Genomic DNA, 26,848 nt, shown 5'->3' with positions numbered 1-26,848 from the left:
TCTCAAACAGTGCCCCCTGCGGACCAACCGCAGGGGGCTTTTGATTGGCTCAGAACAGGAACTGGGTTTTCACCAAGCCACCGAACTGGTTGAACGTGTCGCCAGCAGGTGTGTCCTGACCGTAAGGACGAGAGAGGTAGAAGAGGGCGGGAGTGATGCTGATGTTGTCCGTCACCTGGAACTGATACCACCACTCCCACACATAATTGCCGTCCCGTGGTGTGTCCCCGGATTCCAGCGCAGTTGCGAACACCGGTTGGCCGACAGCCATGCCGGCGTTGTTGCCTCGGATGAAGACGTCGGTCCAGTCGAGGCCCACACTCCAGGATTGGCTGGTGGTGACCAAGCGGCTGGCATCCACACTCGGATCGTTGTAAACGCTGCCGTTGTAGGAGGTGGAGTTGATGCCCCAGCCGGCGCTGATGGAGGGGATCCAGCCGCTTTCTTCCGGTTGCCAGTAGCCACTGAGGGCAAAGGCTGAGGTGGTGCCTTTGTTGGTGAAGCTCTCCAGAGCAAAGGTGGTGCCGTACACAATGATGTCGTTCCCGTTCTGGATCGACGAATAGAGAGCGGCCAGTCCCCAGGTGTCGCTCTGGTAGCCGATCTGCACGGTGCCGGTTCCGCCCGATCCGTTGGTGGCGATGCCGCCTTCGTTGGGGTTGCTGCTGTTGCCGTTGGCGGCCACATAGTTGGCGGTAACGCTGAAGCCGTTGGTGTTCCAGGTGATGCCGGCGCCTGCCCCCAGGTTTTTGTTGTAGGCCGCTGGCGCCCCGTTGAGGGTGAGCACATCGAGCACGGTGCTGCTGGGATACACGCTGGGCCAGATGCCGAGCATGTCTTCCTGGCCAACGCTGCCGCCAGCTGTCAGCACGATGTTGTCACCGAGAGGAAAGGTGTAGAAAAGCTTGTCGATTACGACAAAATTCGGCGTGTCTCCTTCCTGGAAGGCGACTTCGAGCTGGGAGAGTGGGCTCGGACCACCGCCGCCGAAGGCATTGGTGCCATCATCGAAGTTGCCGGCACGCAGCACGGCGATCAGGTTGTCTTTGCCGGTGAAGCTGGTGTTGAAGATCAGCTGCTGGTCGTAGTTGAAGGTGGTGGCTCCGTAGTCCTTGTTCGCTCGGGTGGCATTGGGTTCATCCAGGTTTCCCTTGGCATTCCCCCCAAAGCTGTTGGCACCCACTACAAAGGTGGTCTGCCCTTCCAGCTTGGTGGTGGTGGAGAACTGAGTTGCTTCAAGCTCGCCCACTTTGGCTTCGAGGCCATCCACGCGGCCCTTGAGGATGGCGAGCTCCTTCTCGAATTCCTTCATCAGGCGCTTGAGCTCGTCGGTCACTTCGGTGACGCGGTCGAGACAGGCGTTCAGCAGGGCGGCCGCTTCAAAGCGGGTCATGGCGCGCTGACCGCGGTAAGTGCCGTTGGGGTAACCGGCAACGCAGCCGTAGCGCTCGATCAGGTTGCTCAGAGCCTGGTAGGCCCAGTCGGTCGGATACACATCCGAGAACTGGGTGATGCTGGTGACCTGCTCGCTGGAGCTGGCGTAGTCGGAAACGCCACGGATGTTTAGCGGTCTTGCGTTCAGCTCAGCGGCAGTCGCGGGCTTGGTGGCGTCAACAGCCAGTGGAGCCAGCAGGCCCAGGGCCGCAGGCGCCACCAGCAGGTGCTGGAAGAAGTTCATTCAGAGGTCCTCACACAGAAACAGGACGAAGGCAGCAAGCGGTCGGTCGCGCGGCACGTTCTATCGCGCGGCAGAAGAATACAATGAGAACGATTATCGGTAACGCGTTCCCTGTGTCGCTTCTCCCCCGTGTCTGGCGCTGCTCCGCTGCAGTGCTCCTCGCCGGTGTGATGACGGCCTGCGGCATCACGCCTCGCTCGGATCCATCTGCCGGAATCCCCTCGAAGCTGCCGGTGGTCACCACCTTCCTGCCGATCACCCTGTTCACCCGCGCGGTCGCCGGCGATTGCGCCACGGTCAAGTCCTTGATCCCCCCCCACCACGGGCCCCCACGACGTCCAGGCCAAACCTGGCGATCTGGTGGCGCTGCGCCAGGCCCGGGTGCTGGTGACCAACGGCCTGGGGATGGAAGCCTTTCTCGACAAACTGGTGGCGTCAGCCGGCAACAGCGAGCTGGTGGTGATTGATTCCAGTCGCGGCATTGCCACCATCGACTCCCCTGAGGAGCACGACCACGACAAGGACCACGACCATGAGCACGGCCACAGCCATGGGGAGGTGAATCCCCACATCTGGCTGGATCCGCTGCGGGCTGTGCAGCAGGTGGAAACGATCCGCGATGGCCTGATCAAGGCCGACCCCAGCTGCGCTGAGGGATACACGCGCAATGCAGCGGCCTACACCGCAGAGCTGCGGGCGCTGGACGACGCATTTGCCAGCCAACTGAAGCCCTACCAAGGCAAAACCTTCATTACCTTCCACGATTTCGCCCCTTACTTCGCCCAGCGCTACAAGCTCAAGGCCGATTTTCTGGTGGATGTGCCGGAGTTGAGCCCGAGCCCCGCTGATCTGCAGCGGCTGTCGGCGGTCGTGCAGCGTCAGCAGATCAAGGTGTTGCTGTCCGAGCCCCAGGAGCACCAGCGCTCCTATCGAGCCCTGGCGAAGGATCTGGGAGTTGCCATCAGTGTGTTTGATCCCCTGGGCACCGGTTCCGAAGTGTCCGCCCGTGAGCCGGACACCTATTTTGTGGTGATGCGGCGCAACGTGGCCGATCTGATCAAGGCGTTCGGTGGTTAAGGCCCGATGACCCAACCGGTCCTGCAGGTGCACGATCTCAGCGTCGAGCGCAGTGGGCGTTTGGCGGTGGAGGGCGTCACTTTCGCCCTTGCCCCGGAAAGCGACACCGCCCTGGTGGGGCCCAATGGTGCGGGCAAAAGCACCCTGGTGGCGGCCTTGCTGGGACTGCTGCCACGGCGATCCGGTGCCGTGGAGATCCTCGGGCAGCCGTTGGGCCCCGATGGGCAGCTGCCACGGGCCGTGCGGTCCCAGATCGCTTACATGCCCCAGACCCTGGCTCTGCAAGGGCGTTTCCCGCTCACGGTGGCGGAGTTCGTTGCGTACGGATTTGATCCCCCTGGCATTCGGCTGCCATGGGCGCAGCGCCGCAGGCGCCAGGCTGCGGTGGAGCAGGCCCTGCAGCGCACCGGTTGCGTGGATCTGGGCCTGCGCCTGCTCAGTGAGCTCTCAGGCGGTCAGCTGAAGCGGGTGTTGCTGGCGTTCTGTGTGGTGCGCCCCCGTCAGTTGTTGGTGTTGGATGAAGCCCAGGCGGGTCTGGATGCGCCCTCCAATGAGCAGTTCCAACAGCTGCTGTTCGACCTGCGCCGGCAGGAGGGCTGGACAGTGCTGCAGGTCTCCCACGATCTCGACATGGTGCGCCGCAGCTGCGATCAGGTGCTCTGCCTGAATCGGCGTTTGCGCTGCAGCGGCAGCCCCGATCACGCCCTCAGCCCGGAGCGGCTCAATGAGCTCTACGGCCCCAACATGATCACTTACCGCCATCAGCACCATGGCTGATGGTGCCTCCCTGGTTCCCATCCTGGCCGAACCCTTCATGCAACGGGCCCTGGTGGGGGGGCTGCTCACGGGCAGCCTCGGAGGTGTGTTGGGCAGCTTTGCGGTCTTGCGCCAGCTGTCGTTCTTCAGCGATGCGCTTGGCCATTCGGCCTTGCTGGGGATCACCGTGGGCATCTTGCTCGGGATCAATCCCACCTTGGTGTTGATTCCGTTTGCCGTGGTCTTCGCCTTGCTGGTGCATCAACTGGTGCAACGCAGTGCTCTACCCACCGATGCCCTGCTGAACATTGTGTATTCGAGCTCGCTGGCGGCTGCTGTGCTGGCTCTGAGTCTGGTGGAGACCTATCGCGGTGGGATCCAGCAGTTGCTCTTCGGCGACATTCTGGGCATCAGCTGGCTGGATCTCGGCGTGATTGCTGGATTACTCCTGGTTGCTTTGCTGTATCTCACTCTGAGCCTTCGCGCTCAGGTGTTGCTCACGCTCAACACCGACCTCGCCGGGGCAATGGGCGTGCGCAGCGGCTGGCACCGCCTGTCCTTCATTGTTCTGTTGGCCGTGGTTGTGGCGGTCTCGATCAAGGCGGTGGGTGTCTTGTTGATCAGTGCGTTTGTGGTGATTCCTGCGTGCGCCGGCCGCCTTCTCAGCCGTCGTTTTCCTGTTTACGTAGTCAGTTCAGCTCTTCTGGGAGGAGGGTGCGCCCTCGTGGGGTTACTGGGCTCCGGCTTAACGAACCTGCCCTCAGGTCCGTGTGTGGTGATGGTGCAATTTCTGGGCTTTGTGGTGGCGCTGGTGATCAGCCAAACGACGCGACGCCACCTGGCACGCTCCCTTTGACTTCTCCCAACCTATGGAGACCCCGGACCACCATCTCTCTGTTTGCTGAGGATGGATATATCAAGCTAAAAACATAAAGGAGCAGTCGTGAAATCCGATGCCATTTTTTCAGGCTGCAGGACGTATCGGTATGCGTTGTGGCGCCTCTGGGATGATTCAAGGCCCTGCGCAATGTTTATCGGTCTGAATCCATCCAGTGCCGATGAAGCTGTCAATGATCCAACGATCCGTCGATGCATCGCTTTTTCTCACGACTGGGGATATGGAGGGTTATGCATGGCCAACCTCTTTGCATTTCGAGCAACGACCCCAGGTGATCTGAAGGCCGCTGATCAACCCATTGGTTCAGGCAATGATGATTGGATCATCAGGCTGGTTAAGAAGGCTGGGCTTGTGGTCGCGGCATGGGGAAATCATGGCTCCTATTTGGGTCGCTCTCAGGACGTCCGGGTGATGATTCCGGAGTTGATGTGCCTGAAAATCAATCAATCCGGTGAGCCGGCGCACCCTTTGTACCAGCCCGGATTGGCGCGACCGATGCCGTATGTCGTGGATCAGTCCTCATGCCAATGAACCTGGTTGGCGCCGCCATGGAACGAGTGGCTAAACCGGCTCGATGCGCATCCAGAGGATCGAGCGGGCATCCACCATCGAGTGGTTCGAGGTGTTCAACTATTACATCGCGGGCGTCGGCCGCGGAGCCATGACAACTTGAGAAGGAGTCGCAGTTTCTGTTAGTACACTGATGTGATGTCTGATTCTGATCAGCCCGTTCCGTCGTCCGCTGACTCCTGTGCCTGTCCAGATGGCGGGCCAGGGCCTGTCAGGCCGCGCTGGCGTCGCCGACTGCGGCATCGCCGCAGTGCGGACCTGTCTGCTCTGAAGATTGCCCTCCTCGGCATGCCCAACACGGGCAAGTCCACCCTTTACAACCGCCTTACCGGCGGCAATGCCCAGATTGCCAACTGGCCCGGGCTCACCGTGGAGCTGCTGCGTGGGGCCATGCCGGCGGATCGCCAGGGGCGCGCCTATGAACTGGTGGATCTCCCCGGCATCCACGATTTCAGCGGCAGCAGTGAAGACGAGGCTGTGGTGCAGCGCTTCATGCGCAACACGCCGCCCGACCTGGTGTTGGTGGTGCTCAATGCCAGTCAGATCACCAGTCAGCTGCGCTTGTTGATGCAGATCCAGGCCCTGGGGCTGCCGGTGGTGGCGGCGTTCAACATGAGCGATGAAGCGCAGCGTTTCGGGATTGAGATCAACCATGAAGGCCTGTCCAAGGCGTTGGGTTTGCCGCTGTTGCCGGTGAGTGCCAAGCGCAACCAGGGCATTCACGCTCTGATTGATCGCGTCCACCAGCTGGGTGAACGTTTGGAGTGCCGATCGGCCAGGGCTCAGCAGCCTCTCAACCTGGAGCCGAAGGTTTCCGAGGTGGTGCAGGAGCAGCTGATCACCCGATTCGTGACACTGCCGGAGCGGCTGCTTAATCACCGCACGAGAGCGGTGGATCGCATCCTGCTGCATCCCCTTGTGGGGGTGGTGCTGTTTCTGGCGATTGTGCTGGTGGTGTTCCAGCTGCTGTATGCGGTCACCACGCCACTGCAGGACTGGCTCGGTTTCGGCCTCGACTGGATCCAGGGCCGCTGGCTGGAGCCGGGGCTGACGTGGCTCGGTTCGCCTGATTGGTTGAAGCGCTTCCTTCTCGATGGCATCTGGCTGGGGGTGAGCACGGTGGCCACCTTCCTGCCTCTGATCTTTGTGTTTTATGTGTTGATCGGCATCATCGAAGATTCGGGCTATCTGCCGCGCGCCGCCTTCTTGATGGATGGCTTCATGCGCTGGCTGGGGCTGGATGGTCGCAGCTTTGTGCTCCAGGTGATGGGGTTCGGTTGCAATGTGCCCTCGATCCTGGGCACCCGCGTGGTCCGCGACCAGGGCATGCGCCTGCTGGCGATGCTCTGCATTCCCTTTGCCCTCTGTCAGGCCCGGCTCACGGTGTTTGTGTTTCTTGCTGGGGTGTTCTTTCCGAAACCCTGGTGGGCGCCGGGGTTGGTGCTGTTCAGCTTCTATTGGATGAGTTTTCTGGCGGCGATCATCACCGGTTTGATCTTCAAGCGCGCCTATCCCAGCAATGAGTCGTTTGTGCTGGAGCTGCCTCCTTATCGAGCGCCGAGCCTGATCACGATCCTCCGCCGGGGTTGGTCGTCGATGCTGAACTTTCTCTTCACCACACGCATTTTCATCATCGGTGGTGCGGCGGCGATCTGGCTGCTCACCAACTTGCCGCCGGGTGCGCGGGAGGGATCCGGCGGCAGCTACGCCGATGCGATCGGTCAGTTCTTTCAGCCCATCTTGGGGCCGATCGGCATGAACCCCGAACTCACGGTGTCGCTGTTCTTTGGCTTGATTGCTAAGGAGATCCTGCTGGGGGCGATGGCCGTGATCTACAAGACCACCGAATCCAATCTGGGTGGGGCGATTCAGAGCGTGATCACCCCACTGCAATCCCTCAGCTTCATGACCTTCGTGCTGCTTTACACCCCCTGCCTTGGCACGATTGCCGCCCAGCTGCAGGAATCCAAGAGCCGCAACTTTGCAATCATGTCGTTGGCCTGGTCGCTGAGCCTGGCCTGGATTCTGGCGCTGATCGTGTATCAGGGAGGAGGTTTGATCTTGGCCATGGGGAGTTGATGCAAGTCAATGGTGTGATTCGTCGCCGCGATTTGTTCTTTTTGGTTCTGGTCGAGAAGGTGAAGGTGGACATCGCTCCTGAGCTGATCGCCACATCACCCCTCAGTTTCTGAGTGGGCACCAAGGCATCTGACAACCGGGTGTTGATCCCGTCACCCACGAAGAAAAAGGGTTGCAAGAAATCCAAATGCTCCAAGTGAAAGCGTTCGAGCTGCTGTTGCGCCAGAGACTGAACCCGGACTCCAGCCTGCTGGTCAAGATGTCGGTGTTCGCCGAATGGGAAGAAGCGATGACGAGTCGCAACGGCGTTCGCTGATCTCGTCATCGCTTCAGCTGGCTCAGAGCGACTTCTTGCAGAAGTACCAATCGGTGTAGTCGTAGCCTTCGTGCATGCGTTGATCGGCTGCGGCCGCATCGGCCGGTGGGGGCACGATCACCTGTTCCCCGGGTTTCCAGTTTTCCGGTGTCGCAACGCCATGGGTGTCAGAGGTCTGGAGCGCTTTCACCAGGCGCAGGAATTCCTCCACCGAGCGGCCGTTGGTCATCGGGTAATACACCATGGCGCGCAGAATGCCGTGATCGTCGATCACGAAGGTGGCGCGAACCGCTGATGTGTCGGAGGCTCCCGGTTGGATCATGCCGTAAGCATGGGCCACCTTCATCGACAGGTCCTCAATAATCGGGAAGGGGATCTCCACGCCGAATTTCTCCCGGATGTTGCGGACCCAGGCGAGGTGGGCGTAATTGCTATCGATTGACAGACCAAGCAGGTCGCAGTTGAGATCCTGAAACTGGGAGTAGGCACGCGCGAAGCCGATGAATTCCGTGGTGCACACAGGAGTGAAATCGGCCGGATGGGAGAACAGCACCAGCCAGCGTCCGCTGTAGTCGCTGAGTTTGCGAGGGCCGTGGGTGGTGCGAGCTTCAAAGGCCGGTGCCGGCTCCTTCAGGCGCGGCAGGCTCGGTGTGGCGGCAGGGGTGGCGGAGTCCATGGTCGGATGGCAGTTGGACATGCTCATATGCGTTGATGAGCATGTCTTGAGCCTACTAAGGCGGACTCGTTATGACTATGAGTTATTTCGCTTAGTGCGGTTCCGTCTTTGGAGCGGCGTTCAGTCGGCCTGTTCGAGGCTGGGCACTTTGCCGCGGAAGGCCACGTAGTTGTAGAGGTTGTAGAAGAGCATGATCGGGATCAGCACACCGATGAAGGTGAGCATGAACACCAGGGAAGTGATCGAGGCGTGGGCCTCGAAGATCGTCACCGACGGGGGGATGATCGCCGGGAACACCAGCAGGCCCAGGCCCGCGAAGCTGAGCACGAACAGCAGCACTGTGTAGACCATCGGCCACACCTCCTGGCCGAGGCGAAGGCTGCGGAACAGTTGCACGATCAGGGCGATGCCCAGCAGCGGCAAGGCGATGAACAAGGGGAGAAATTGGTGATCGAAGATCCGCTCCCGCAGGCTGCTCGACACCCAGGGTGTGGTGGAGGTGATCACCAGAGCGCCGATCAGGGTGGTGGCAGCGGCAATCTGGGCCGTTCGCACATGCTGGCGCTGCAGATCACCACTGGTTTTGAGAATCAGATAGGTGGATCCGATCAGCACATAACCCTGGATCAGGGTGAACGCCACCAACAGGCTGGTCCAGTTCAGCCAGATCCAGGTGGAGCCGATGAAGTGGCCTTGGCTGTCGGTGGGAATGCCGGTGAGCACGGTGCCGAGGCACACGCCTTGTGCAGCAGCGGCCAGCACGCTCCCCAGGCCGAACATCAGATTCCAGGGCCGTTTCTGGCTGGAGTTCTCCCGGAATTCAAAGGCGACCGCCCGCAGGATCAGCCCCAGGATCATCAGATAGATCGGGGCATACAAGGCATGGAGAATGGTGCCGTAGGCGAGGGGGAAGGCGCCGAACAGGGCCCCGCCCATCAAGACGAGCCAGGTTTCATTCGCGTCCCACACATTGCCCAGAGAGGTCATCAACACGCTGCGTTGTTGTTCGTCTGACGATGTGAGCGAGAGGATGCCAACGCCCAGATCAAAACCGTCGAGAATCACATACAGCAATAGAAACAGGGCCAGGATCACAAACCAGACCGCTGGCATGAACAGGTCGAGGAAGTCCATCGCTTGGGAGGTCGTGCGTTAGGGAGCGGTGAGGTCGAGGTCGGGGCCTCGGCGGATGATGCGGGAACCGAACCAGAGGGCGCAGACCAGCAGCACGCTGTAGAGCACGGCAAAGCTGATCAAGCTGGTGAGAATCTCGCCAGCGGGCAACACCGTGGCTGCATCGGCTGTGCGTAGTTCGCCATACACCGTCCAGGGTTGCCGGCCCACGCAGCGCACCACCCAGCCCGCTTCGATCGCAAGATATCCCGCCGGCGCCGCCAGGATCCAGGCCCAGCCAAGCCAGGGCAGTTGGCTCAGGGTCTCCGCCGTCAGCCCCCGCCGCCACCACAGCAGAATGGTCACCGCCATCAACAGGGTGATGGCGATGCCGATGCCGGCCATCACCCGGAAGGAATAAAACAGCAACCCCACCATCTTGGGGCGATCGGCCTGGGGCCAGCTGTCCAGGCCCCGCACGTCATGGCTGAGGCGGGAGCGACCTTCGAGAATCCAGCTGAAGCCACCCGGCACGCCCAGTTGCCAACGGTTCCGCTCCGCCGCTTCATCCGGCAAGGCCAGCAGGCTCCACTCCGGAGCACTTCCGGCGGGTTGGGTGTCCCAGATCCCCTCAATCGCGGCCAGTTTGGTGGGTTGGTGCTCGGCCACCTGCAGGGCGCTCTCGTGGCCCGCCATCACCTGCATCGGTGCCACCACCAGCAGAATCACCAGAGCCAGTTTCAAGGAGAAACTGAAGAACCTGCGGATGGCCTCTGCTGCCTCGCGGCGTAGCAGCCACCAGCAACTCACCGCGGCCACCACCAGCATGCTGGTTTCCACGGTGGCCAGGCTCATGTGCCACACGCTGCGCAGCATGAAGGGGTTGTTGATCGCAGCGAAGTAGTTCTGCACGTGGAAATGGCCATCGGCGAAGCTGCCGCCAGCGGGCGTCTGCAGCCAGGAATTGGCGCTGAGAATCCAGAACACCGACAGATTGGCGCCGAAGGCCACCATCACGGTGGAGAGAAAGTGGACGACCGGGGGAACCCGGTTCCAGCCGAACAGCATGATTCCGAGGAAGCCTGCTTCGAGCATGAAGGCCATCGCCCCTTCGAAGCCGAGCACCGCCCCAAAGAAATCCCCCACGAATTCCGACAGGGGAGCCCAGTTAGTGCCGAACTGGAACTCCATCGGCAGGCCTGAGGCCACGCCGATGCCGAAATTGAGCACGTAGAGCTTCGCCCAGAAGCGGGCCTGGCGGTAATAGAAGGGATCCCGGGTGCGCAGCCAGAAGCCTTCGAGCACCACCAGGAAAATCGCCAGCCCGGTCGACAACACGGGCCAGAGCATGTGGAAGATCGCCGTGAGGGCGAACTGCATGCGTGAGAGCACCAGGGGATCAAGGGGCATGAAGCAGCTCCGGGCGGGTTGAGGCGGTGTCGTTTTCCACTGTTAGCGGCGGAAGAACAGGTGAAAACACTCTGGTTCTGAATATCACGATATCGCTATGAAGGGGTTAATGAATATGGCGAGAGGCTTGCTTTCATGGCATTCATCCCTCAAGGAGCATCAAGGCGTCGCCGGGTGCTGATCGCCGGTGGTGGCACCGGCGGTGTCACCCTGGCCAGCTGGTTGCGTCGCCTCGATCCCGACGTGCCGATCACCCTGGTGGAGCCATCCACGCAACACCACTACCAGTCGGGCTGGGTGTTGGTGGCTGGTGGCTTCATCCCTCCGGAGCAGACCAGCCGTTCGGAGCAGAGTGTGCTTCCGCCCGATGTGGAGTGGATTCACAGCCGCATTGCCCGCTTTGAGCCTGAGGCCAACCGTTTGGAGCTGATCACGGGTGAACGGCTCCACTACGACGTGCTGATCGTGGCCCTCGGCCTCGAGCTGGGCTGGACCTCGATCCCGGGTCTAGTGCAGGCGCTGGGCCGTGAGGGTGTGGTGAGCATCTACAGCCGTCGTTTCGCCCAGGACACGCGCCGGATGCTGGAGCGTTTCGCCGGCGGAACCGCGATCTTCACCGAACCGGAAACACCGATCAAATGCGGTGGAGCGCCCCAGAAGATCCTGCATCTCGCCCACGAGCGCTTCGCGCAACGCAGTGGGGTGGGCGTCAGGACTCGCTACCTGTTCTGCAGCGCCAAGCCCAGCCTCTTCCCCGTGCCCGCCTATGCCGAGCAGATGGGGCGGATTGCACGGGAGCACGGCGCCGAGATTCACCTCAACCACCGTCTCGTGGCCGTGCATGGCAGCAGTCGCGAGGCGGTGTTCGCCGTGACGGCACCGGACGGATCCCCACAGTTGCAGACGCTGCACTACGACCTGTTGCATGTGGTGCCGCCGATGACGGCTCCGCCGGTGGTGGCGACCAGTCCCCTCGCTTCAGCGGAGCCGGGGGGCTGGATGGATGTGGATCCGGCCAGTGGGCGACATCGCCACTACGCCAACGTGTTGGCCATCGGTGATGTGGGCAATTTCCCCACGGCCAAAACGGCAGCGGCGATCCGCAAGCAGGCGCCGGTGGTGGCGGCCCACGTACTCGCTGCACTGGAGGGGCGAGAGGCCTCGGCCGTGTACGACGGCTATTCCGCTTGCCCGTTGATCACCACGGATCACACGGTGATGCTGATGGAATTCGACTACAGCCGCCAGCCGGTGAGCAGTTTTCTGGTCAACCCCCTGCGGGAGAGATGGTTCCAGTGGCTGTTGGAGCGGTTCGGTTTCCCCTGGATCTACTGGAATCGCATGCTCAAAGGCCTGCCCCACGAAGGGGGCTATCTGCGACCGTTCACTCCCCTGGCCCGGGCCTTCGGCGTTCTGCGTTGGCAGCGGCGGTTCAACCGCGCCAATCCAGCCAGGGTAGAAAGGGCACGATCGCAGCCGTGTTCTGCCGGTAGGTCGCGTAATCCGGATGCTCAGCGCAGAGGCGTGTCTCTTCCCGCCGCGCCTTCCAGCCCAGCACCAGGGCCAGGGCGAGCAGCAGGCCCAGGTGCAGCAGGCTCCCCAACAGCAGCACCACACCAAGCGAACACAACAACAGCGATTGATACAGCGGATGACGGCAGCGGCCATAGGCCCCTTCGGTCACCAGGGCGGCACCGGGCATCGGTTCCGGCAGCGGACTGAGGGAATCGCCCAGGTAGAACACCGCCTGGGCGCCCACAGCCACACCGATCAACACCACCACGCCACCGACCCCGCGCCAGACCAGAGGCCAGTGCCAGCCAAGGGCCTGCAGCGATGGTTCCGGTGGCAGTGCATGGGCTGCGATCAGGGTCATCTGGGCGAGCAGCCACCATTCACCGTGGCGGTTATCGCGCAGGCCGGCCCAGCTGAAGCCCCAGCGCGTGAGCCGTTCCTGCAGAGGGTTGGGTTGGGTCATCGCGAACCTGCCGGGATGGCTTCGTTGTCAGCCTGGCTCGGTTTGCTCCAGAGCCCAAGCCATTCATCACTGCGCTGCGCCACCGAGCCCCGGGCCGGCTCCCAGATCACGCCGGTGAATCCGATCTGCGACCAGCTCGCTGCCAGTTGCTCCGCATCGCTGCCGTAGGGCGGGCCACCGGGTCGGTCATGGCAGAAAAACACCCCGAGCAACCATCCCCCCGGCTCCAGCAGGCGATCGACCGTGCTGCGGTAGTGGTCGCGTTGGCTGGGATCGATGGCGCAGAAGCAGGTGTGCTCCACTACGCCGCTGAGGCTGTGGGCCCCCAGACCGGCTCTATCCAGGGCGGCGCCATCGAACAGATCGGCCTGAAGCCAGCGCAAGTGCTCGTGTTCGCCCTGCAGGCGCCGGGCTTCACGGATTGCTTCAACGCTGAAATCCAGCCCCACCACATCGAAGCCCAGGCGGGCCAACAGGGCGGCTTCATGGCCGCGCCCGCAACCGGGCACCAGCACTGTCCCAGTGGGCTTGGGTGCCAGGGGGTGCTGCTCGAGAAAGGCTTGCAGCGGTGGCGCTGCCATGCCCAGCTCCCAGCGGTCCGTGCCCTGCCGATAGCGCGCATCCCATGCCTGCGGCTGGCGCATGTCGGTCATGACCAAAACATTGATGTTGAGACGTTTGCACTCATGGTGAGGCGTTCGCCAGCAGCTCCACGGTCATGTGATGGGCCACATCCCGGCGCAGCATGAATTCGAGGAAGCCGTTGGCGAGGTGCAGAAGGCCCCCTGGGGCGCCAAGCCTGAGCACCTCCAGCTCGGAGCTGATCTGGATTCCCATGGCGGCGAGGCGGCTGCGGCACTCGGGCTGCTGGGGCAGGGAGTGAATGCGGACCCGCTGGCCAGCGCGCGCCTGGCTGAGGGGGATGAGGGTGGTGGGCTCGGTCATGCCGCGATTCTACCGCTATTGCGAATCAGTTTCGTGTCAACGTCATTGTTGTCTCGAGATTCTGTTGTTGGGCTCCAGTGCGTCCCGCAGCTTCCTGCGAGCCCGGTTCAGTCGGCGGGCCATCGCCGTGGCGCTGATGGCGCTTTCTGTTGCCATCGCCTTGGTGGTGTGTTGCTTCACCACGTGCCGTTCGACTAGGGCCAGCTCCTCCGGTAGGGCCGCTGCCAGCCGATCCAGCAGCAGGTTGCGGTCCAGAGCATCAAGGGGATCACTGGCGGCAACACTCAGCCGTTCGGCCAGGCTCATCCCCTCACGCTCCTGCTCCCCTCCGGCGGCATCGATGCTGCGGGTTCTGGCCTGATGCACGAGGGTCAGCACCCCTTGCATCGCTTCAGGGGTGGTGTGCCACTGCTCACAAAACTGCTCCAGATTCTGGCCGGGCGGACGCAGATTCCAGCGCCGCTCCAGGTCTTGCACATGGGCCGGAAGCCGAATCGTGTGGGCCTGCCCCTGGATCAGGCGATGCACTGATTGGCGACACCACCACACCGCATAAGTGCTGAAGCTGCACCCCCGTTCCGGATCGAAGCGTTGCGCCGCGGTGTGCAGCCCGATGATCGCCTCTTGAATCAGGTCGGCGAATTCCAGGCTCGATCCCTGCCCCAGGCGCGGCATGAAACCGCGGGCGATCGCCACCGCCAGTCGAACGTTGCCGCTCATCAGGCGCTGGCAGGCCCGTTGACCGGCTCGAGCCTGAGATCGAGAGGCGCCCACCGCCTGACCCTGCCGGATCAGACGCGCAAGGTGGAGTTGCTCCGCCTTTGTGGGGATCGGCTGGCGACCAGCCCCATTGAGGATCAGGGTCACAGCTCCATCACGCATCGGTTGGGCCGGGCGAATGTTGGCCATGTCTTAGGCCGATCGCAGCGCCACACTCCTCTCGCTGCAGATCAACTGCAAGAACTACGCAGAGCTCGCGGGTCTGCCATGGCGAACCCATCGTTCCATGAGTGGGATGAGGGGCGGTGTCATCTGATCTTGTGCTGCCGCTCGATGCGGTCGGGCACGATGCCATCGCGATCGTGGGTGGCAAAAGCGCTTCGCTCGGTGAGATGCGCCGCTGCTTGAGCGCTGAAGGCATCCGCGTGCCCGAAGGCTTCACCACCACAGCCGAGGCCTATCGCCTGCTGCTGAAGGCGGGGGCGTTGCAGCGACCCTTGGAGAAACTGCTCGGGAATCTCGATGTGCAGGATCTTTCGGCACTGCATGCAGCCGGCTCTGCAGCCCGGGGTTTGGTTCAGCACACCCCGCTGCCAGCAGCCTTAGTTGAGGCGATCCTCGACGCCTACCGGGCCATGGGCCGGCCTGCCGTGGCGGTGCGCTCCAGTGCAACCGCCGAAGACCTGCCGGAGGCCTCCTTCGCTGGGCAGCAAGACACGATCCTCAATGTGCGAGGCGACGAGGCCCTGCTGGAAGCCTGTCGTCGTTGTTATGGATCCCTGTTCACCGATCGAGCGATCGCTTACCGCCAGCTGCATGGCTTTGACCCCTTGCAGGTGGCCCTGGCGATCGTGGTGCAACGCATGGTGCGGGCCGATCGCGGCTGTTCAGGGGTGATGTTCACTCTCGACACAGAGTCGGGCTTCGCCGATGTGGTGTTGCTCAATGCTGCTTACGGCCTGGGCGAAACGGTGGTGCAGGGGGATGTCAATCCCGACGAGATCCTCGTCTTTAAGCCCACCCTGGCCCAGGGATTTCCCGCCATCCTCAGCTGGCGCCGCGGCACCAAGGCCCGCCGGCGTGTCCTCGATGCCAGCGGTTGCATCCGGCTCGAGTCCGTGCCGGAAGATTTGCAGCGCCGCTTTGCCCTGTCGCCTGACGAGGTGCTGCAGCTCAGTCGCTGGGCCTGTCGGATCGAAGCGCATCTGAGCGCCCAACGCGGCCAGCCCACTCCCCTGGATCTCGAATGGGCCAAGGATGGCGACAGCGGGGAACTGTTCATTCTTCAGGCGCGCCCGGAAACGGTTCAGGCCAGGCGCCCGGCCACCGTGTTGCGCCGTTGGGTGCTCGATGACGTTGGTGGCGAGCCGATCTGCCTCGGGCGTGCGATCGGGGCTGGTGTGTGCAGTGGTGTTGCCCGTGTGTTGCACACACAACAGGAGATGGACACGTTTCAGAACGGTGAAGTGTTGGTCACACCCCGCACCGACCCTGACTGGGAGCCAATTCTTCAGCGCGCCGCCGCTGTGATCACCGATCGCGGTGGGCGCACCTGCCATGCGGCCATCCTGGCGCGGGAGTTGGGACTACCGGCGATCGTGGGCACCGGTGATGGCACCTTGCGCATTCAGCCCGGTCAGCTGGTCACCGTGAGTTGCTGTGAGGGAGATGAGGGGCTGGTGTATCGCGGTGCCGTGCCTTTCCATGTGGAGGAACGGGATCTGGGTGACCTTCCTCCAACGCGCACCCGCATTCTGATGAATGTGGCCAACCCGGAGGAGGCCTTTCGCTTAGCGGCGATCCCTTGTGATGGGGTCGGCCTGGCGCGACTGGAATTTGTGATTGCGCATCAGATCGGTGTGCATCCGATGGCCCTGCTCCATCCCGAGCGTGTGGTGGATCCGCACGAACGGCACTTGATCGCGGCCCGGCTGGCTGAGGCCTCAACATCCGATCCGGTGGAGGGGTATCGCACCCAATTGGTGGAGGGAATCGGTCGGTTGGCGGCAGCGTTCTACCCCCGGCCAGTGTTGGTGCGCTTTTCCGATTTCAAAAGCAACGAATATGCCCATCTGCTCGGCGGGCGCGTCTTCGAACCCGAGGAAGACAATCCGATGCTTGGCTGGCGTGGCGCCCTCCGCTACACCTCAGCGGGATTTCAGGAAGCCTTTGCCCTGGAGTGTCAGGCCATTCAGAAGGCAAGGGAGACGTTGGGACTGACCAACCTGATTCCGATGGTGCCCTTCTGCCGCACACCTCAGGAAGGCGATCGGGTGCTGGCGGCAATGGCCGAGCAGGGGTTGGTGCGTGGCCGTGATGGTCTGCAGGTGTATGTGATGTGTGAATTACCAGCCAATGCCCTGAGCGCAGATGCGCTCGCCCAGCGGTTTGATGGCTTTTCGATTGGCTCCAACGATCTCACCCAGCTCACCCTGGGGTTGGATCGTGATTCCGCTGCCGTGGCGCCCTGGTTTGACGAACGGGATCCAGCGGTGCTGGCGATGATGCAACTGTTGATCAGAGCGGCCAAGCGCTGCGGCAAACCGGTGGGGATCTGCGGCCAGGCGCCGAGTGACCATCCGGCTTTGGCTGAATTTCTGGTGCGGGAAGGCATCGATTCGATCAGCCTCAACCCGGATGCGGTGCTGCGGATGCGTCTCAAGGTGGCCACGATTGAAGCGGCGCAGGCCATTGGTTGATGCGCATCCGCGGCGATGATGCTGCCAATGTGCAGCACTGTTTACGGCCGCACATGTCATCGGGTTGCTAGGCGTCAGTGTGAAAGGACCCTGCTTGCTGTTCCAGTGATGTGGGTCTCAATGGCGGCTGTCGCCCTGCTCCTCCTGGTGGTCGTGCTTGTGCAGCACAATCGCCGCCTGAAGGTTGTTCAGCTGCGCCAGCAAGCCTTGCTGGAAGCCAAGTTGGAGCGCGGACTTCAGGCCTCAGCTCTGGCCCATGAATTACGTCAGCCCCTCAGTCATCTGCTGCTGCAGAGCCGCCTGCTGCAATGCCGCCTGGAAAGCGGTGTTGAACAGCCTGAGGCTGTGCTCGCAGAGGTTCAGAATCTGCAGCGATCAGCGCAGCAGATCGATCAATTGATCGACACAATCACAGCATTACTGCGTGGTCAGCCGGGCCAGACGGAGCCTGTGGATCTGGTGGCCCTGGTGCACAAGCTGGTTGCCAGTCGTTGTGCCGAACGCAGCCTGCGCCAGATTCAGTTGCATCTGGATCTGCCCGCTGAGCCTGTGATTCTGGAGCTGAACCAAGCCCAGATCAGCATCGCGATCCGCAATCTTTTGGTCAATGCTCAGCAGGCGCTGCTCGACGTGGAACCGCAGCACCGCCATCTTGCGGTGACTCTGGCTGAGAATGCTGGACAGATTCTGGTGCAGGTGGCCGATAGCGGACCTGGCTTACCCAGTGACTCCATACGCGAATTGATGATGAACAGTTCGACAGCAGGAGGCATGGGCTTGGGTCTGTTTACGGTGCATGCCATTGCGAAGCAACATCGAGGTCGATTGACGCTGGCGCGATCGCAGGCGCTCAGGGGAGCTGAATGTTCCCTTTGGTTCCAGCCCTGTTCTGTTGATCCAGGCACCAGCATCGATAGAGCGTTGCCAGGCGCACCAGTTGGGATCCACTGACACCGAGGCTGGTCGCCACATGTTTTCGGTAAGTCTTCACAGTGGCTTCTTTTAGATTTAATGAACGGGCAATTTCTTTGTTGAGCAGTCCATGGCCGAGGGCTTTCATCAAGCGCTGTTCCCTTGGTGCGAGCGCCTGGATGCGCTGCAGCTGATCGATCGTCAGATTGATCGCCGGAGCGCCGTGCTGAGCTCGCCAGAGTTGCAGACTGCTCAGCAGTTGCTCCCAAGCCTGGGTCTTGTCGACCACGCCAATGGTGAAGGCGCGAAGCTCAGCGGGTGGTTGAAACTTGGCCCCCAGAGCGGTGACAAAGAGCACATGGGCTTCGGGTGCAAGGCGGTGCAGCAGATGGACAGCATCGCGGTAATCATCACCACCCAGGTCCACATCCAACACCAGCAGGTCGGGCGGCTGCCGCTTGATCAAGGCACAGGCGTCGTTGACGCCGCTGCAGACTCCTAACACCGACAGTCCACCAAGCTCAGAGAGCAGGGCAGCGATGGACTGGGCCACCATCCGATGATCATCCAGCACGATCACATTCATGGCTTAAGCTGCGATGATGATTATATTCATTCATTCATTCATTCATTCATTCATTCATTCATTCATTCTACTTCTTTCTGACGACTTGATCAAGAAGCAACGAGGTTTTATGAAGTTTCTACATCAAGCAGCCATCCCTTTTGTAGGACGCCCTGAAGTGGGATCTTGGCAGCGGCACTGCGCTGGCTAGAAGCTCATTGGGCCAACCGGCTATGTCCTGTCAGATTGTTCCCATGGTGTTGTCGCAGTCTCCCCAAACATCGTCCGTACGCGTTGGGTTTCGTTCCAGTCAGCGGATCACGATCACACTTCCCTTTGCGATCGCCCACGGCCTGATGCAGCGCAGCATCCATGAGGGGCGCTCGCTCAGCAATCTGGCTGCATTCCTGCTCGAGGCCTCGTTGCAGCCCACCAGCCCCTGCTTCTCCCCGGGCTGCCTTGGTGCCTCAGCAAAGTCTCAGTGAAGCTCGGCGTCATGAAGCTCTCAGCTGTCTCACGAGCTGAGACAGCTTTCATAGCCTGGGGTTAAGGGCGAGAGAGGTCGATCATGACGCAACTGATTGCACGCACTGGTGTTCACAGTGCTCAGGAAGCGGAGCGCCTCCGAGAGGTGCAGCGGTTGGATCGTTCCGGCCTGGAGCACGATCCTGCCCTCTCCCTTTTGGTGTCGTTGGCCAGCAGTTGCCTGGAAGCGCCCATGGCGATGGTGTCGATCGTGGACGCCGAGCACCAGCGTCCCTTGGTGGGTGTTGGGTGTGATCTGGAGGCGATTCCCCGTGATCTCTCCTTCTGCAGTCAAGCCATCGCCGCCGAGGGCGAGCTGTTTGTCATTCCGGATGCGCGGCGGGATCCCCGCTTTCGAGACAACCCCCTGGTGCGTGGTGAACCGGGCCTGCGTTTTTACGCTGCGGCTGTGCTGAAAGGCCCCCATGGCGCGAGGCTCGGCACCCTCTGTGTTGCTGATCCGCGCCATCCCCACCATCCGAGAGAACGCCAACGGCAGCAGTTGCGTTGGTTGGCTGATCTGGTGGTTCTGGAATTGCAACGCCATGAACAGCACCATCGCTGTCCGGTCACCGGCTTACCCACCCTGCATCAGTTGCTTCGGGTGGGGCGGAAGGAATGGCAGGCAGCCACAGAACAGGCTCAGCCGCTGGCATTGCTCTTGTTGGATTGCAACAACTTCCGTGCCGTCAACCGTAGTTGCGGACACGAACAAGGCGATCACTTTCTGCATGATGTGGGTAGAGCGTTGGCTGAGCACGCCAGGCCCGAGGATTTTCCTGCTCACATGCAGGCCGACCGCTTTGCTCTCTTGCTGCCTCTCCAGGAGGTGGAGCAGGGCATCACGTTGGCCCGGGAGCTGCAGAGCAAACTGGCAGCGATGGAGTTGACGTCCGCTCCTCCCGGCTATGTGATGAATCCGGTGATCGGCCTTGCCCTCACCCATGCGGCGGATCGCAGTTTTGATGATCTGGTGCATCGCTCTGAACAGGCGTTGGATCTGGCTCGCCTGCAGGGCCATGGCGCCCTGGTAGAGCTGCGTGAGGCCACCCCCCTGCAGGCGGCGAATCACACCTCCGGTCGGTGGTGAGTTGGCTCCCCTCCCTTCCAGAGTTGTTCCAGGGAGGCCCGAATGAAGACACGATCGGCCATCGCCTTCAGCCAGGCCTCCGCCTGCGGATCCCGTTCATCAAACCAGGCGATCAGTTTTTTGAGCTCGTCGTCTTGATGCTGCGTCGACATGGGTGAATGGTGCAGACTCTTGTGATGATCGGTGCCATTGGTTTCGATCACGTCACCTGACGCAGGAGTGCCTCGTCATGACGGCATGGTGCTGGTCAAGAGCTGAAGCTGCTGTTGCACCTGATTGGTCATGCTGACTTGATAGGTGATGAAATGTTCATTGAGCATCAAGAGCCAGAGGTATTCATCCAGGATCAGGGGATGATGAGTCGCGATCTGCCATAAATGCTTCCAGAACAGCCAGCGTGTCTTGCGCAGAACCCCCTGACGCCAACAGAGAATCGTGATTCCCCGGAGCAAGCCTGCACTCTGATTCCATCGCCAATGTTGGTCCGGTTCGTGGCCGATCCGACGCCGTCCGGCATCAAGCCAGCAGCAGTAACGAAACACCCGCTCCAGATAGGCGTGTGGGTCGTAGAGCGTTGCGAAGGCCTGTAGAAATTCTGCGGCGATCTCCGGCATCGGGCGCTGCGGTCGAAAGTTGAGCAGATGGGTTTGCACCCCCTGATCGAAGCCGTCCTTGCTCTCGAGTAGTCGCCCCTCATTCTGCAGGCGATGCCACAAGGCCGTGTTCGGCAAGGCCACCAGAATGCCAACCATGGCCAAGGGGATCCCGGTGCGTTCAATGAACTGCACAATCCGATCCCCGGCTCCGGTTGTTTCGCCATCAAAGCCCAAAATAAATCCTGCCATCACCTCCAAACCATGGGCAGTGATTCTCTCCACGGCCAGATCGAGGGGATGGCGCGTGTTTTGGATTTTGTTCGTGAGCTTGAGGCTGTCTTGATCCGGAGTTTCAATCCCCAGAAACACCCGCCTGAACCCTGCCATCGCCATCGCGATCATCAGCTCCTCATCCTGGGCCAGATCGAGGGAGGCTTCGGTGGTGAAGCTGAAGGGCCACTGATGCAAGCGTTGCCAATGCAGTAGCACGGGCAGAAGTCGCTTCACGTTGCGCTTGTTGCCGATAAAATTGTCATCAACAAGAAAGATTTCTCCACCCCAACCGAGAGCATGAAGGCAATCGAGTTCTGCGAGCAATTGGGAGGGCTCTTTGGTGCGTGGCTTGCGGCCGTAGAGCACGATAATGTCGCAAAATTCACACTGATACGGACAGCCTCTGGAAAACTGGACGGCCATCATGCTGTAGTGCTTGAAATCGAGTAGGTCGAATCGGGGAATCGGTGACTGATGCACATCCGGCCGTTCGCCCCCTGCTCGGAATTGTCCTTGCGTCTCACCCCGGGCCAGGGCCTCCAGAAACAGCGGGATCGTGATTTCCCCCTCATCCAGGATTCGATAATCAGCGTCCTTCAATTCCGGAGCGTCCGGCGTGGAGGTGGCAAACGGGCCACCCACAGCCACAGGCAGCTGCTGCTGTTTGGCACGACGAATCAGCTGGGCCAAATGCTGACGTTGCACGAGCATGGCGGAGGCCATCACAAGCTCCGCCCAGTCCCAATCGTCTGCACGCACCGGACGGATGTTGGTGTCCACCAGACGGAACTCCCACTGCTGCGGAAGTAGGGCTGCCACGGTGATCAGTCCCAGCGGCGGAAGCAGCACCTTCCGTCCCAGCAATTCCAGAGCCCCATGCAGGCTCCAGAACGTGCTTGGGAATTCGGGATAGAGCAACAGCACACGCATGGAGCCCACAGCGATTGAGGGCAGATTGGAGTGCGGACCGGCTTGTCGATGCGTGGGTTACCGATGCACGGTATCTCTGCGTCGATGTTGCATCTGTTGCCGTTTCAACCAGTCATCGGCCAGCACGATCAACACAGCCGAGCTGGTCATCCAGAGCAGGATCGGCTCCGGAAACGGTGCCATTCCAAACAGCGCGGCGAGGGGGTGCCAAAGCACCAGTGCGATCAAAAGAACCAGCTCGCCACCCACCCCCAGCCAGAGCAGCGCATTGGCCGAGCGCATCATCGACCATGCCGATCGCCAGTCACTGCGGCACGCCATCAGCACACCAACCTGGCTGGCCACGATCGTGGCGAAAGCAGCGCTGGAAGCGCTGCGTTGAAGCATCTGGATTGGATCGCTCGCCGTGTGATTGAACAGGCTTGGTGTCAGTTCGCGTAGCTCCCACAGGTTCACGCCCCCCAGCTGCCAAACCATCAGATAGGCAGCCATGGCAAAGAACGCCTCCAGCGCCCCCAGAAATCCGTAGGCCCGGATCAGCATCCCGCGATCTAAAAGTGGTGCCTGTCGTGCTCGCGGCGGTTGTTGCATGATCCCGGCATCCGGACGCTCCGCGCCAAGACCAAGGGCTGGCAGCACATCGGTGCCCAGGTCCACCGCCAGGATCTGCATCACCGAGAGGGCCGGTGGGATCCGCAAGGCCACCATCAGAAAAAAGGGTGTCGCTTCCGCGATGTTCGCCACCAGGATGTAGGTGATGAACTTGCGGATGTTGCTGACCACGCCTCGTCCGTAGCGCACGGCCTCCACAACGGTGGCGAAGTTGTCGTCGAGCAGCACGATGTCGGCAGCTTCTCGTGCCACATCGGTGCCAATGCGCCCCATGGCCACCCCCACATCTGCAGCCCGCAGGGCCGGCGCGTCATTGACGCCATCGCCCGTCACGGCCACCACATCACCCAGCTGCCGATAGGCCTGCACGAGCCGTAGTTTCTGCTCCGGAGACATGCGGGCAAACACCAGTCGCGTTCGGTACTTCAGAAGGTGGCGCAGTTGCAGGTCGCTGATTCGCTCCAGGGTGCTGCCTTCAATCACCCGCACAGGATCGAAACCGGAGGAGTGGTCGTTACCTGGCTCAGGGTCGAGCAGGCCGATCTGGCGGGCGATCGCCTGGGCCGTGAGGCCCGCATCGCCCGTGACCATCGTCACCTTGATGCCGGCGTTCCTGCAGAGACGGATGGCATCAGGCACCTCAGGGCGGGGTGGGTCATAAAGTCCCACTAGCCCGATCAAGCACAGATCGTTTTCCAGAGCTTCGGGTGGCGCGTTGTCGAGTGCCTGATCCCCCGTTCGTAGGGCCACGCTGATGACGCGGATGCCCCTGGCGGCCATGGCGCGTTCCGCATCCTCGGCAATCGCACGGTTCTGATGGCCAAGAGGTGTGAACGCATCGGCGCTCAGCCAGTGGCTGCAGCGCGGCAGCACCTCCTCCAACGCTCCTTTGCAGATCACCAGTCGCTCGGGGCAAGCGGGTGATGGCAGCCCCGGCATCGGCGTCATCGGTGCCACCACCACACTCATCCTGCGGCGATGGGAGTCAAATGGCACTTCTCGGTAGCGTGGGAAGGCCTGTGCAGCGTGGAGATCGATCCATTTCGCCTGCACTGCTGCAATGACAAGGGCGGCTTCAGTCGGATCCCCGTTGGCGTGCCACTGTCCAGTCTCCGTGGGTTGAATCCTGGCGTTGCTGCAGAGGCTGGCGGAGAGGAGCAACAGATCGCAGTGATCGGAGCCCGCAGGCGACCAGGTGGTCTCCACAGCCATACGGTTCTGGGTCAGGGTGCCGGTTTTGTCGGTGCAGATCACCCCCACCGACCCCAGGCTCTCCACCGCCGAGAGTCTGCGCACCAGCGCCTGGCGCCGGGCCATGCGCTGCACATTCAGAGCCAGGGTGAGTGTCACCTGAGGCAGGAGCCCTTCGGGAACAAAGCTCACCAGGATGCCCACCGCGTAGATCAGGCTTTCGAGAGGCGTGAGGCGAACGATCAAAAGGTCCACCAGGAAGGTGAGCACGCCTGTGCTCACCGCGATCAGCGTGATCGTGTGGACAATCCGCTGGATCTGCACCTCCAGGGTGCTGATGCCGCGGCTTGTGCTGGCCGAGAGGTGAGCCATCTGCCCCAATTCGGTTTCCGCTCCGGTGGCATACACGAGCGCTTCGCCATGGCCAGCGACCACCGTCGATCCCGCCAGGAGCAGATTCGAGCGTTCACGGCTGGGGAGATTGGCCTCCGACTGAATCGTGTCCTCTCGGCACACCGGTAGGGATTCGCCTGTGAGCACCGAGAGATTCACCGCCAGCTGATGGGCCACCAACAACCGGCAGTCGGCGGGGATCCGGTCGCCTTCCTCGAGAACAATCCGATCGCCGCAGACCAGCTCGAGGGCCGTGCGCTGTTGCAACTGGCCATCGCGCCACACCTGCACCTGGGCTGGCAGGTTGCTTGCCAATGCCTCCAGCGTGCGTTCCGCTTTGAATTCCTGCCAGAAGGAAAAGAGGGCGTTGATCAGCACCACAGCCCAGATCACCCAGCCGAGTTGAGGCGCCTGGGCCAGGAAGGCCAGACCGCCCGCCACCCAGAGCAGCAGGGCCATGAAGTGCACCAGCTGGTCGGTGAAGCGCAGTGCCAGGGGGCGCCGCCGCAGGGGAGGGAGACTGTTAGGGCCGAAGCGCTGCAGACGGGCTGCCGCTTCTGCGCTGCTCAGTCCCTCAGGCCTGGTGCGAAGGGCTGACCAGAGTTGATGGCGTTGGAGTGCCCAGATCGGTTGACTGGCGGCGAGCTGCACGAGGGTCCGCCGGAAGGCAGATCAAGGCTGATGCCGTTTGGATTGCTGCGGGCGCTGCAGAAACGTTTCAATTTTCGTTGTCCTGACATCAGCGCATTCCCACAACGGAAGGCTGCGCTTGCATTTGCAAGAGCACTAAGGTGCGCTTGCATCAGTCATGAAGGCACGACTTCACCAGGCCGTTTCGCGGGGTGTTGTGCCGCTGAAACGTTGCGTTGTTCTTGAGGTATGGCGCCATCTGGAAACCCCAACCAACCGGCTCGATTCAAGTCACCACAACGCCTCACGGTGACGCTTGCCCATGCAGTGTATGAGCGATTGGTGCTGCGCAGCAGTTCCGAAGGGCGGTCGATCAGCAACCTGGCCGCCTATCTGATTGAGGAATCCCTGGCGCGCGAGAAGTGAGGCGCGTGACGATTAAATAGCCAGTCGCTGCAGCATCAGCAGGCCGAGCAGAAACCAACCCACATTGGCCAGGGCCGGCAGGGTGCGCTGTGTGGCCTTGATCTCTGGAACCAGATCCGAGGCGGCGATGTAGAGAAAGTTTCCGGCGGCAAAGAGCACCAGGGGGGCCAGGGGCAGGCTGGCGCGAAAACTCCAGGCCAGCAGGGCACCGAGCGGGAAGGTGAGTGCCGAGATCAGATTCCAGAACAGGGCGCGAGTCGGTGGCCAGCCGCTGTGGACCAGCACGCCGAAATCGCCCAGCTCCTGGGGGATTTCGTGCAGCACAGCTGCAAACCAGGCGGCGACCCCCGCCGCCGGATTGATCAGATAAGTGCCGGTGATGCCCAGGCCACCGATGAAGTTGTGCAGACCATCGCCGAGCAGGATCAACAGAGCCATCGGTTTCACGGCAACGGTTGATCGATGCGTCTGCGCGCGATGGCTGTGATGCCAATGCAGCGATTGCTCCAGCACCAGGAAGGTGCTGAAACCAGCGCCGATCCAGAGCGCTCCACGGCGGGGCAGCAGTTGGGAGAATCCCTCGGGAAGCATGTGGAACAGTGCACCTCCGAGCAGTGATCCCGCCGCAAGAGCCACCAGTGGCAGCAGCAGAGCTTCCAGTCGACGGGCCGGCAGCACCAGGGTGATCGCTCCCACCATGGCGATCAGGCTCATCAGCACGGCACCTATGGCGATTGTGATGGCGCTGGTCAGATCGGCGCTCATCCGCGCCACCACAGCCAGGTCTCCACATTGAGCATCAGACCGATCAGGGTCAGAAAGCTCATCAGCACGATCTGATCACGGCGCGCATCGGGGATGCGGATGTCGGCGGTGAGGTGAATCAGGTTGGTGAGCGTGTAGAGCAGGCTCAACCACCACTGGGCGCCCCGCCAGCTGGATGCCGCACTCCAGCTTTGCGGATCTGCCGCGGCGTGGAAGGCCAAGAGCATCGCCAACACCGGCACCATCAGATACAGCAACATCGCCATGAACAGACGCGGCAGCCTGGCGACGGGCACATCCGTTTCGATCTGCACGGAGCGACCATGAAACAAGGGCATCAACCCCAGCTCCACGTGGAACAGCATGACGATCAGCCAGGCAATCCAGAGTGCGGCGATCCGTAGCGCCTGGCCTACGGGGGGCAGCACGACAAAGGCCGAAAACAGAGCGACAGAGAACAGATCCATCTCATTCACCCTGATGCCGGCCATACAGTCCGATCAGGGAGGCATCAGCCAGCACATGGCTCTGCATCGCATCCCGCAGATCACTCGCTGTGCTTCCTGCCGGTAGCAGCAGCGACTCATCGAGGGCATACAGCTGAAACACATAGCGATGCAGTTCACCCTCAGGGGGCAGTGGACCCTGGTAGCCGGTGCGCTGAAAATGGTTGATGCCCCAGCAACAACCCTGGCGAGCACCATTGGCCAACTGCAGCGATTGCGGCTGAGCTGCGGAAAGGGCGCGTTGCTCAGGCGGCAGATTGAAGAGAACCCAGTGCACCCAGTGACCGCCCGCTGCATCGGGATCATCCACAATCAGTGCAAAGCTCCGGGTGCCGGCCGGTGCTCCAGCCCAACGCAATGGCGGCGAGAGGTTGAGGCTCTCAGCGGTATGAATCAAGGGGATCAGGTCGCCATCGCCAAAGGCCGGTGAATCGAGGTGAAACACGCCGTTACCGCTGGCCATTCGCTGTCTACAGAGTTCGGCCTCAACTTTGCGGGTGACCAAGGAGAACCGCGACT

At 61.6% G+C, this 26,848-nt stretch carries 25 protein-coding genes; 10 read left to right on the top strand and 15 right to left on the bottom strand.

The annotated features are described in order from the left end of the window. Positions 1-49: 49 nt before the first annotated feature. Positions 50-1,678, bottom strand: a complete 1,629-nt coding sequence (locus tag SynWH8101_RS08525) for an iron uptake porin (protein WP_130129398.1) — start codon at positions 1,676-1,678, stop codon at positions 50-52. Between the two features lie 360 nt (positions 1,679-2,038). Here SynWH8101_RS08525 and SynWH8101_RS08520 point away from each other — a divergent pair, with 360 nt between their 5' ends. The 5 genes from SynWH8101_RS08520 (at position 2,039) to feoB (ending at position 7,058) form a co-directional block, all read left to right on the top strand. Further along, complete coding sequence (locus SynWH8101_RS08520; RefSeq protein ID WP_254427926.1) at positions 2,039-2,755, top strand: metal ABC transporter solute-binding protein, Zn/Mn family; 717 nt, start codon at positions 2,039-2,041, stop codon at positions 2,753-2,755. A 6-nt stretch (positions 2,756-2,761) separates the two neighbouring features. Beyond that, complete coding sequence (locus SynWH8101_RS08515) at positions 2,762-3,532, top strand: metal ABC transporter ATP-binding protein (RefSeq protein ID WP_130129397.1); 771 nt, start codon at positions 2,762-2,764, stop codon at positions 3,530-3,532. Continuing rightward, the gene (locus tag SynWH8101_RS08510) at positions 3,525-4,367 is read left to right on the top strand and encodes a metal ABC transporter permease (protein ID WP_130129396.1); all 843 of its coding nucleotides are present in this window, start codon (positions 3,525-3,527) and stop codon (positions 4,365-4,367) included. The genes SynWH8101_RS08515 and SynWH8101_RS08510 overlap by 8 nt, the downstream gene beginning before the upstream one ends. An 87-nt stretch (positions 4,368-4,454) precedes the next feature. Further along, complete coding sequence (locus tag SynWH8101_RS08505) at positions 4,455-4,940, top strand: DUF1643 domain-containing protein (RefSeq protein WP_130129395.1); 486 nt, start codon at positions 4,455-4,457, stop codon at positions 4,938-4,940. A 177-nt stretch (positions 4,941-5,117) separates the two neighbouring features. Continuing rightward, complete coding sequence (gene feoB, locus SynWH8101_RS08500) at positions 5,118-7,058, top strand: ferrous iron transport protein B (RefSeq protein ID WP_254427925.1); 1,941 nt, start codon at positions 5,118-5,120, stop codon at positions 7,056-7,058. A 338-nt stretch (positions 7,059-7,396) separates the two neighbouring features. Here the strand turns inward: feoB and SynWH8101_RS08495 are convergent, their stop codons facing one another. The 7 genes from SynWH8101_RS08495 to SynWH8101_RS08460 all read right to left on the bottom strand — a co-directional run bounded on the left by SynWH8101_RS08495 (position 7,397) and on the right by SynWH8101_RS08460 (position 14,405). Then, positions 7,397-8,077, bottom strand: coding sequence for a peroxiredoxin (locus tag SynWH8101_RS08495; RefSeq protein ID WP_254427924.1), 681 nt, complete (start codon positions 8,075-8,077; stop codon positions 7,397-7,399). 93 nt (positions 8,078-8,170) lie between these two features. Further along, positions 8,171-9,184 carry a cytochrome d ubiquinol oxidase subunit II gene (cydB, locus tag SynWH8101_RS08490; protein ID WP_130129394.1) on the bottom strand — a complete coding sequence of 338 codons (1,014 nt, stop codon included), beginning with the start codon at positions 9,182-9,184 and terminating at the stop codon, positions 8,171-8,173. Between the two features lie 18 nt (positions 9,185-9,202). Beyond that, a complete protein-coding gene (locus tag SynWH8101_RS08485) occupies positions 9,203-10,573 on the bottom strand; it encodes a cytochrome ubiquinol oxidase subunit I (RefSeq protein WP_254427923.1) in 1,371 nt (456 codons plus the stop codon). A gap of 1,432 nt (positions 10,574-12,005) precedes the next feature. Continuing rightward, a complete protein-coding gene (locus SynWH8101_RS08475; RefSeq protein ID WP_130129393.1) occupies positions 12,006-12,551 on the bottom strand; it encodes an isoprenylcysteine carboxylmethyltransferase family protein in 546 nt (181 codons plus the stop codon). After that, positions 12,548-13,204: a methyltransferase domain-containing protein gene (locus tag SynWH8101_RS08470; RefSeq protein WP_130129392.1), complete on the bottom strand. Its 657-nt coding sequence runs from the start codon at positions 13,202-13,204 to the stop codon at positions 12,548-12,550. Before SynWH8101_RS08470 ends, SynWH8101_RS08475 begins: the two co-directional genes overlap by 4 nt. Positions 13,205-13,235: 31 nt before the next feature. Next, complete coding sequence (locus SynWH8101_RS08465; RefSeq protein ID WP_130129391.1) at positions 13,236-13,496, bottom strand: ferrous iron transport protein A; 261 nt, start codon at positions 13,494-13,496, stop codon at positions 13,236-13,238. Positions 13,497-13,538: 42 nt separating this feature from the next. Then, the gene (locus SynWH8101_RS08460; RefSeq protein WP_130129390.1) at positions 13,539-14,405 is read right to left on the bottom strand and encodes a sigma-70 family RNA polymerase sigma factor; all 867 of its coding nucleotides are present in this window, start codon (positions 14,403-14,405) and stop codon (positions 13,539-13,541) included. A gap of 116 nt (positions 14,406-14,521) precedes the next feature. Here SynWH8101_RS08460 and ppsA point away from each other — a divergent pair, with 116 nt between their 5' ends. After that, positions 14,522-16,915, top strand: a complete 2,394-nt coding sequence (ppsA, locus tag SynWH8101_RS08455; RefSeq protein ID WP_130129389.1) for a phosphoenolpyruvate synthase — start codon at positions 14,522-14,524, stop codon at positions 16,913-16,915. A gap of 120 nt (positions 16,916-17,035) precedes the next feature. Beyond that, the gene (locus SynWH8101_RS08450; protein WP_165380963.1) at positions 17,036-17,866 is read left to right on the top strand and encodes a HAMP domain-containing sensor histidine kinase; all 831 of its coding nucleotides are present in this window, start codon (positions 17,036-17,038) and stop codon (positions 17,864-17,866) included. Here SynWH8101_RS08450 and SynWH8101_RS08445 read toward each other — a convergent pair. Further along, positions 17,766-18,413, bottom strand: a complete 648-nt coding sequence (locus tag SynWH8101_RS08445) for a response regulator transcription factor (protein ID WP_130129387.1) — start codon at positions 18,411-18,413, stop codon at positions 17,766-17,768. The two genes, SynWH8101_RS08450 and SynWH8101_RS08445, sit on opposite strands and share 101 nt — an antisense overlap. Positions 18,414-18,625: 212 nt before the next feature. On the opposite strand from SynWH8101_RS08445, the gene SynWH8101_RS14535 reads away from it, so the two are divergent. Together SynWH8101_RS14535 and SynWH8101_RS08435 are read left to right on the top strand one after the other, a co-directional pair. Then, positions 18,626-18,877, top strand: a complete 252-nt coding sequence (locus tag SynWH8101_RS14535; RefSeq protein WP_371413206.1) for a hypothetical protein — start codon at positions 18,626-18,628, stop codon at positions 18,875-18,877. 83 nt (positions 18,878-18,960) lie between these two features. Further along, a complete protein-coding gene (locus SynWH8101_RS08435) occupies positions 18,961-20,007 on the top strand; it encodes a sensor domain-containing diguanylate cyclase (protein ID WP_130129385.1) in 1,047 nt (348 codons plus the stop codon). Here SynWH8101_RS08435 and SynWH8101_RS14125 read toward each other — a convergent pair. The 3 genes from SynWH8101_RS14125 to SynWH8101_RS08425 all read right to left on the bottom strand — a co-directional run bounded on the left by SynWH8101_RS14125 (position 19,986) and on the right by SynWH8101_RS08425 (position 24,653). Then, complete coding sequence (locus SynWH8101_RS14125) at positions 19,986-20,159, bottom strand: hypothetical protein (protein WP_165380962.1); 174 nt, start codon at positions 20,157-20,159, stop codon at positions 19,986-19,988. The genes SynWH8101_RS08435 and SynWH8101_RS14125 overlap by 22 nt on opposite strands. A gap of 75 nt (positions 20,160-20,234) precedes the next feature. Next, the gene (locus SynWH8101_RS08430) at positions 20,235-21,806 is read right to left on the bottom strand and encodes a B12-binding domain-containing radical SAM protein (RefSeq protein ID WP_130129384.1); all 1,572 of its coding nucleotides are present in this window, start codon (positions 21,804-21,806) and stop codon (positions 20,235-20,237) included. Between the two features lie 57 nt (positions 21,807-21,863). Next, positions 21,864-24,653, bottom strand: a complete 2,790-nt coding sequence (locus tag SynWH8101_RS08425; RefSeq protein ID WP_130129383.1) for a cation-transporting P-type ATPase — start codon at positions 24,651-24,653, stop codon at positions 21,864-21,866. A 228-nt stretch (positions 24,654-24,881) separates the two neighbouring features. On the opposite strand from SynWH8101_RS08425, the gene SynWH8101_RS08420 reads away from it, so the two are divergent. Continuing rightward, positions 24,882-25,058 carry a hypothetical protein gene (locus SynWH8101_RS08420; RefSeq protein ID WP_130129382.1) on the top strand — a complete coding sequence of 59 codons (177 nt, stop codon included), beginning with the start codon at positions 24,882-24,884 and terminating at the stop codon, positions 25,056-25,058. 12 nt (positions 25,059-25,070) lie between these two features. On the opposite strand, the gene SynWH8101_RS08415 is transcribed toward SynWH8101_RS08420, so the two are convergent. Genes SynWH8101_RS08415 through SynWH8101_RS08405 form a run of 3 tightly spaced genes read right to left on the bottom strand, consistent with a single transcriptional unit; the run spans position 25,071 to position 26,792 of the window. Further along, positions 25,071-25,823 (bottom strand): ZIP family metal transporter, encoded by a 753-nt coding sequence (locus SynWH8101_RS08415; RefSeq protein ID WP_130129381.1) that lies wholly within the window; start codon positions 25,821-25,823, stop codon positions 25,071-25,073. Next, positions 25,820-26,314 (bottom strand): hypothetical protein, encoded by a 495-nt coding sequence (locus SynWH8101_RS08410; RefSeq protein ID WP_254427921.1) that lies wholly within the window; start codon positions 26,312-26,314, stop codon positions 25,820-25,822. The genes SynWH8101_RS08415 and SynWH8101_RS08410 overlap by 4 nt, the downstream gene beginning before the upstream one ends. After that, positions 26,292-26,792 carry a YbhB/YbcL family Raf kinase inhibitor-like protein gene (locus SynWH8101_RS08405; RefSeq protein WP_130129380.1) on the bottom strand — a complete coding sequence of 167 codons (501 nt, stop codon included), beginning with the start codon at positions 26,790-26,792 and terminating at the stop codon, positions 26,292-26,294. Before SynWH8101_RS08405 ends, SynWH8101_RS08410 begins: the two co-directional genes overlap by 23 nt. Positions 26,793-26,848: the final 56 nt, after the last annotated feature.

Source organism: Synechococcus sp. WH 8101 (assembly GCF_004209775.1).
GTDB lineage: Bacteria > Cyanobacteriota > Cyanobacteriia > PCC-6307 > Cyanobiaceae > Synechococcus_C.
Note: the sequence above shows the minus strand (reverse complement) of the source record. Positions and strands in the feature narration are given on the sequence as shown.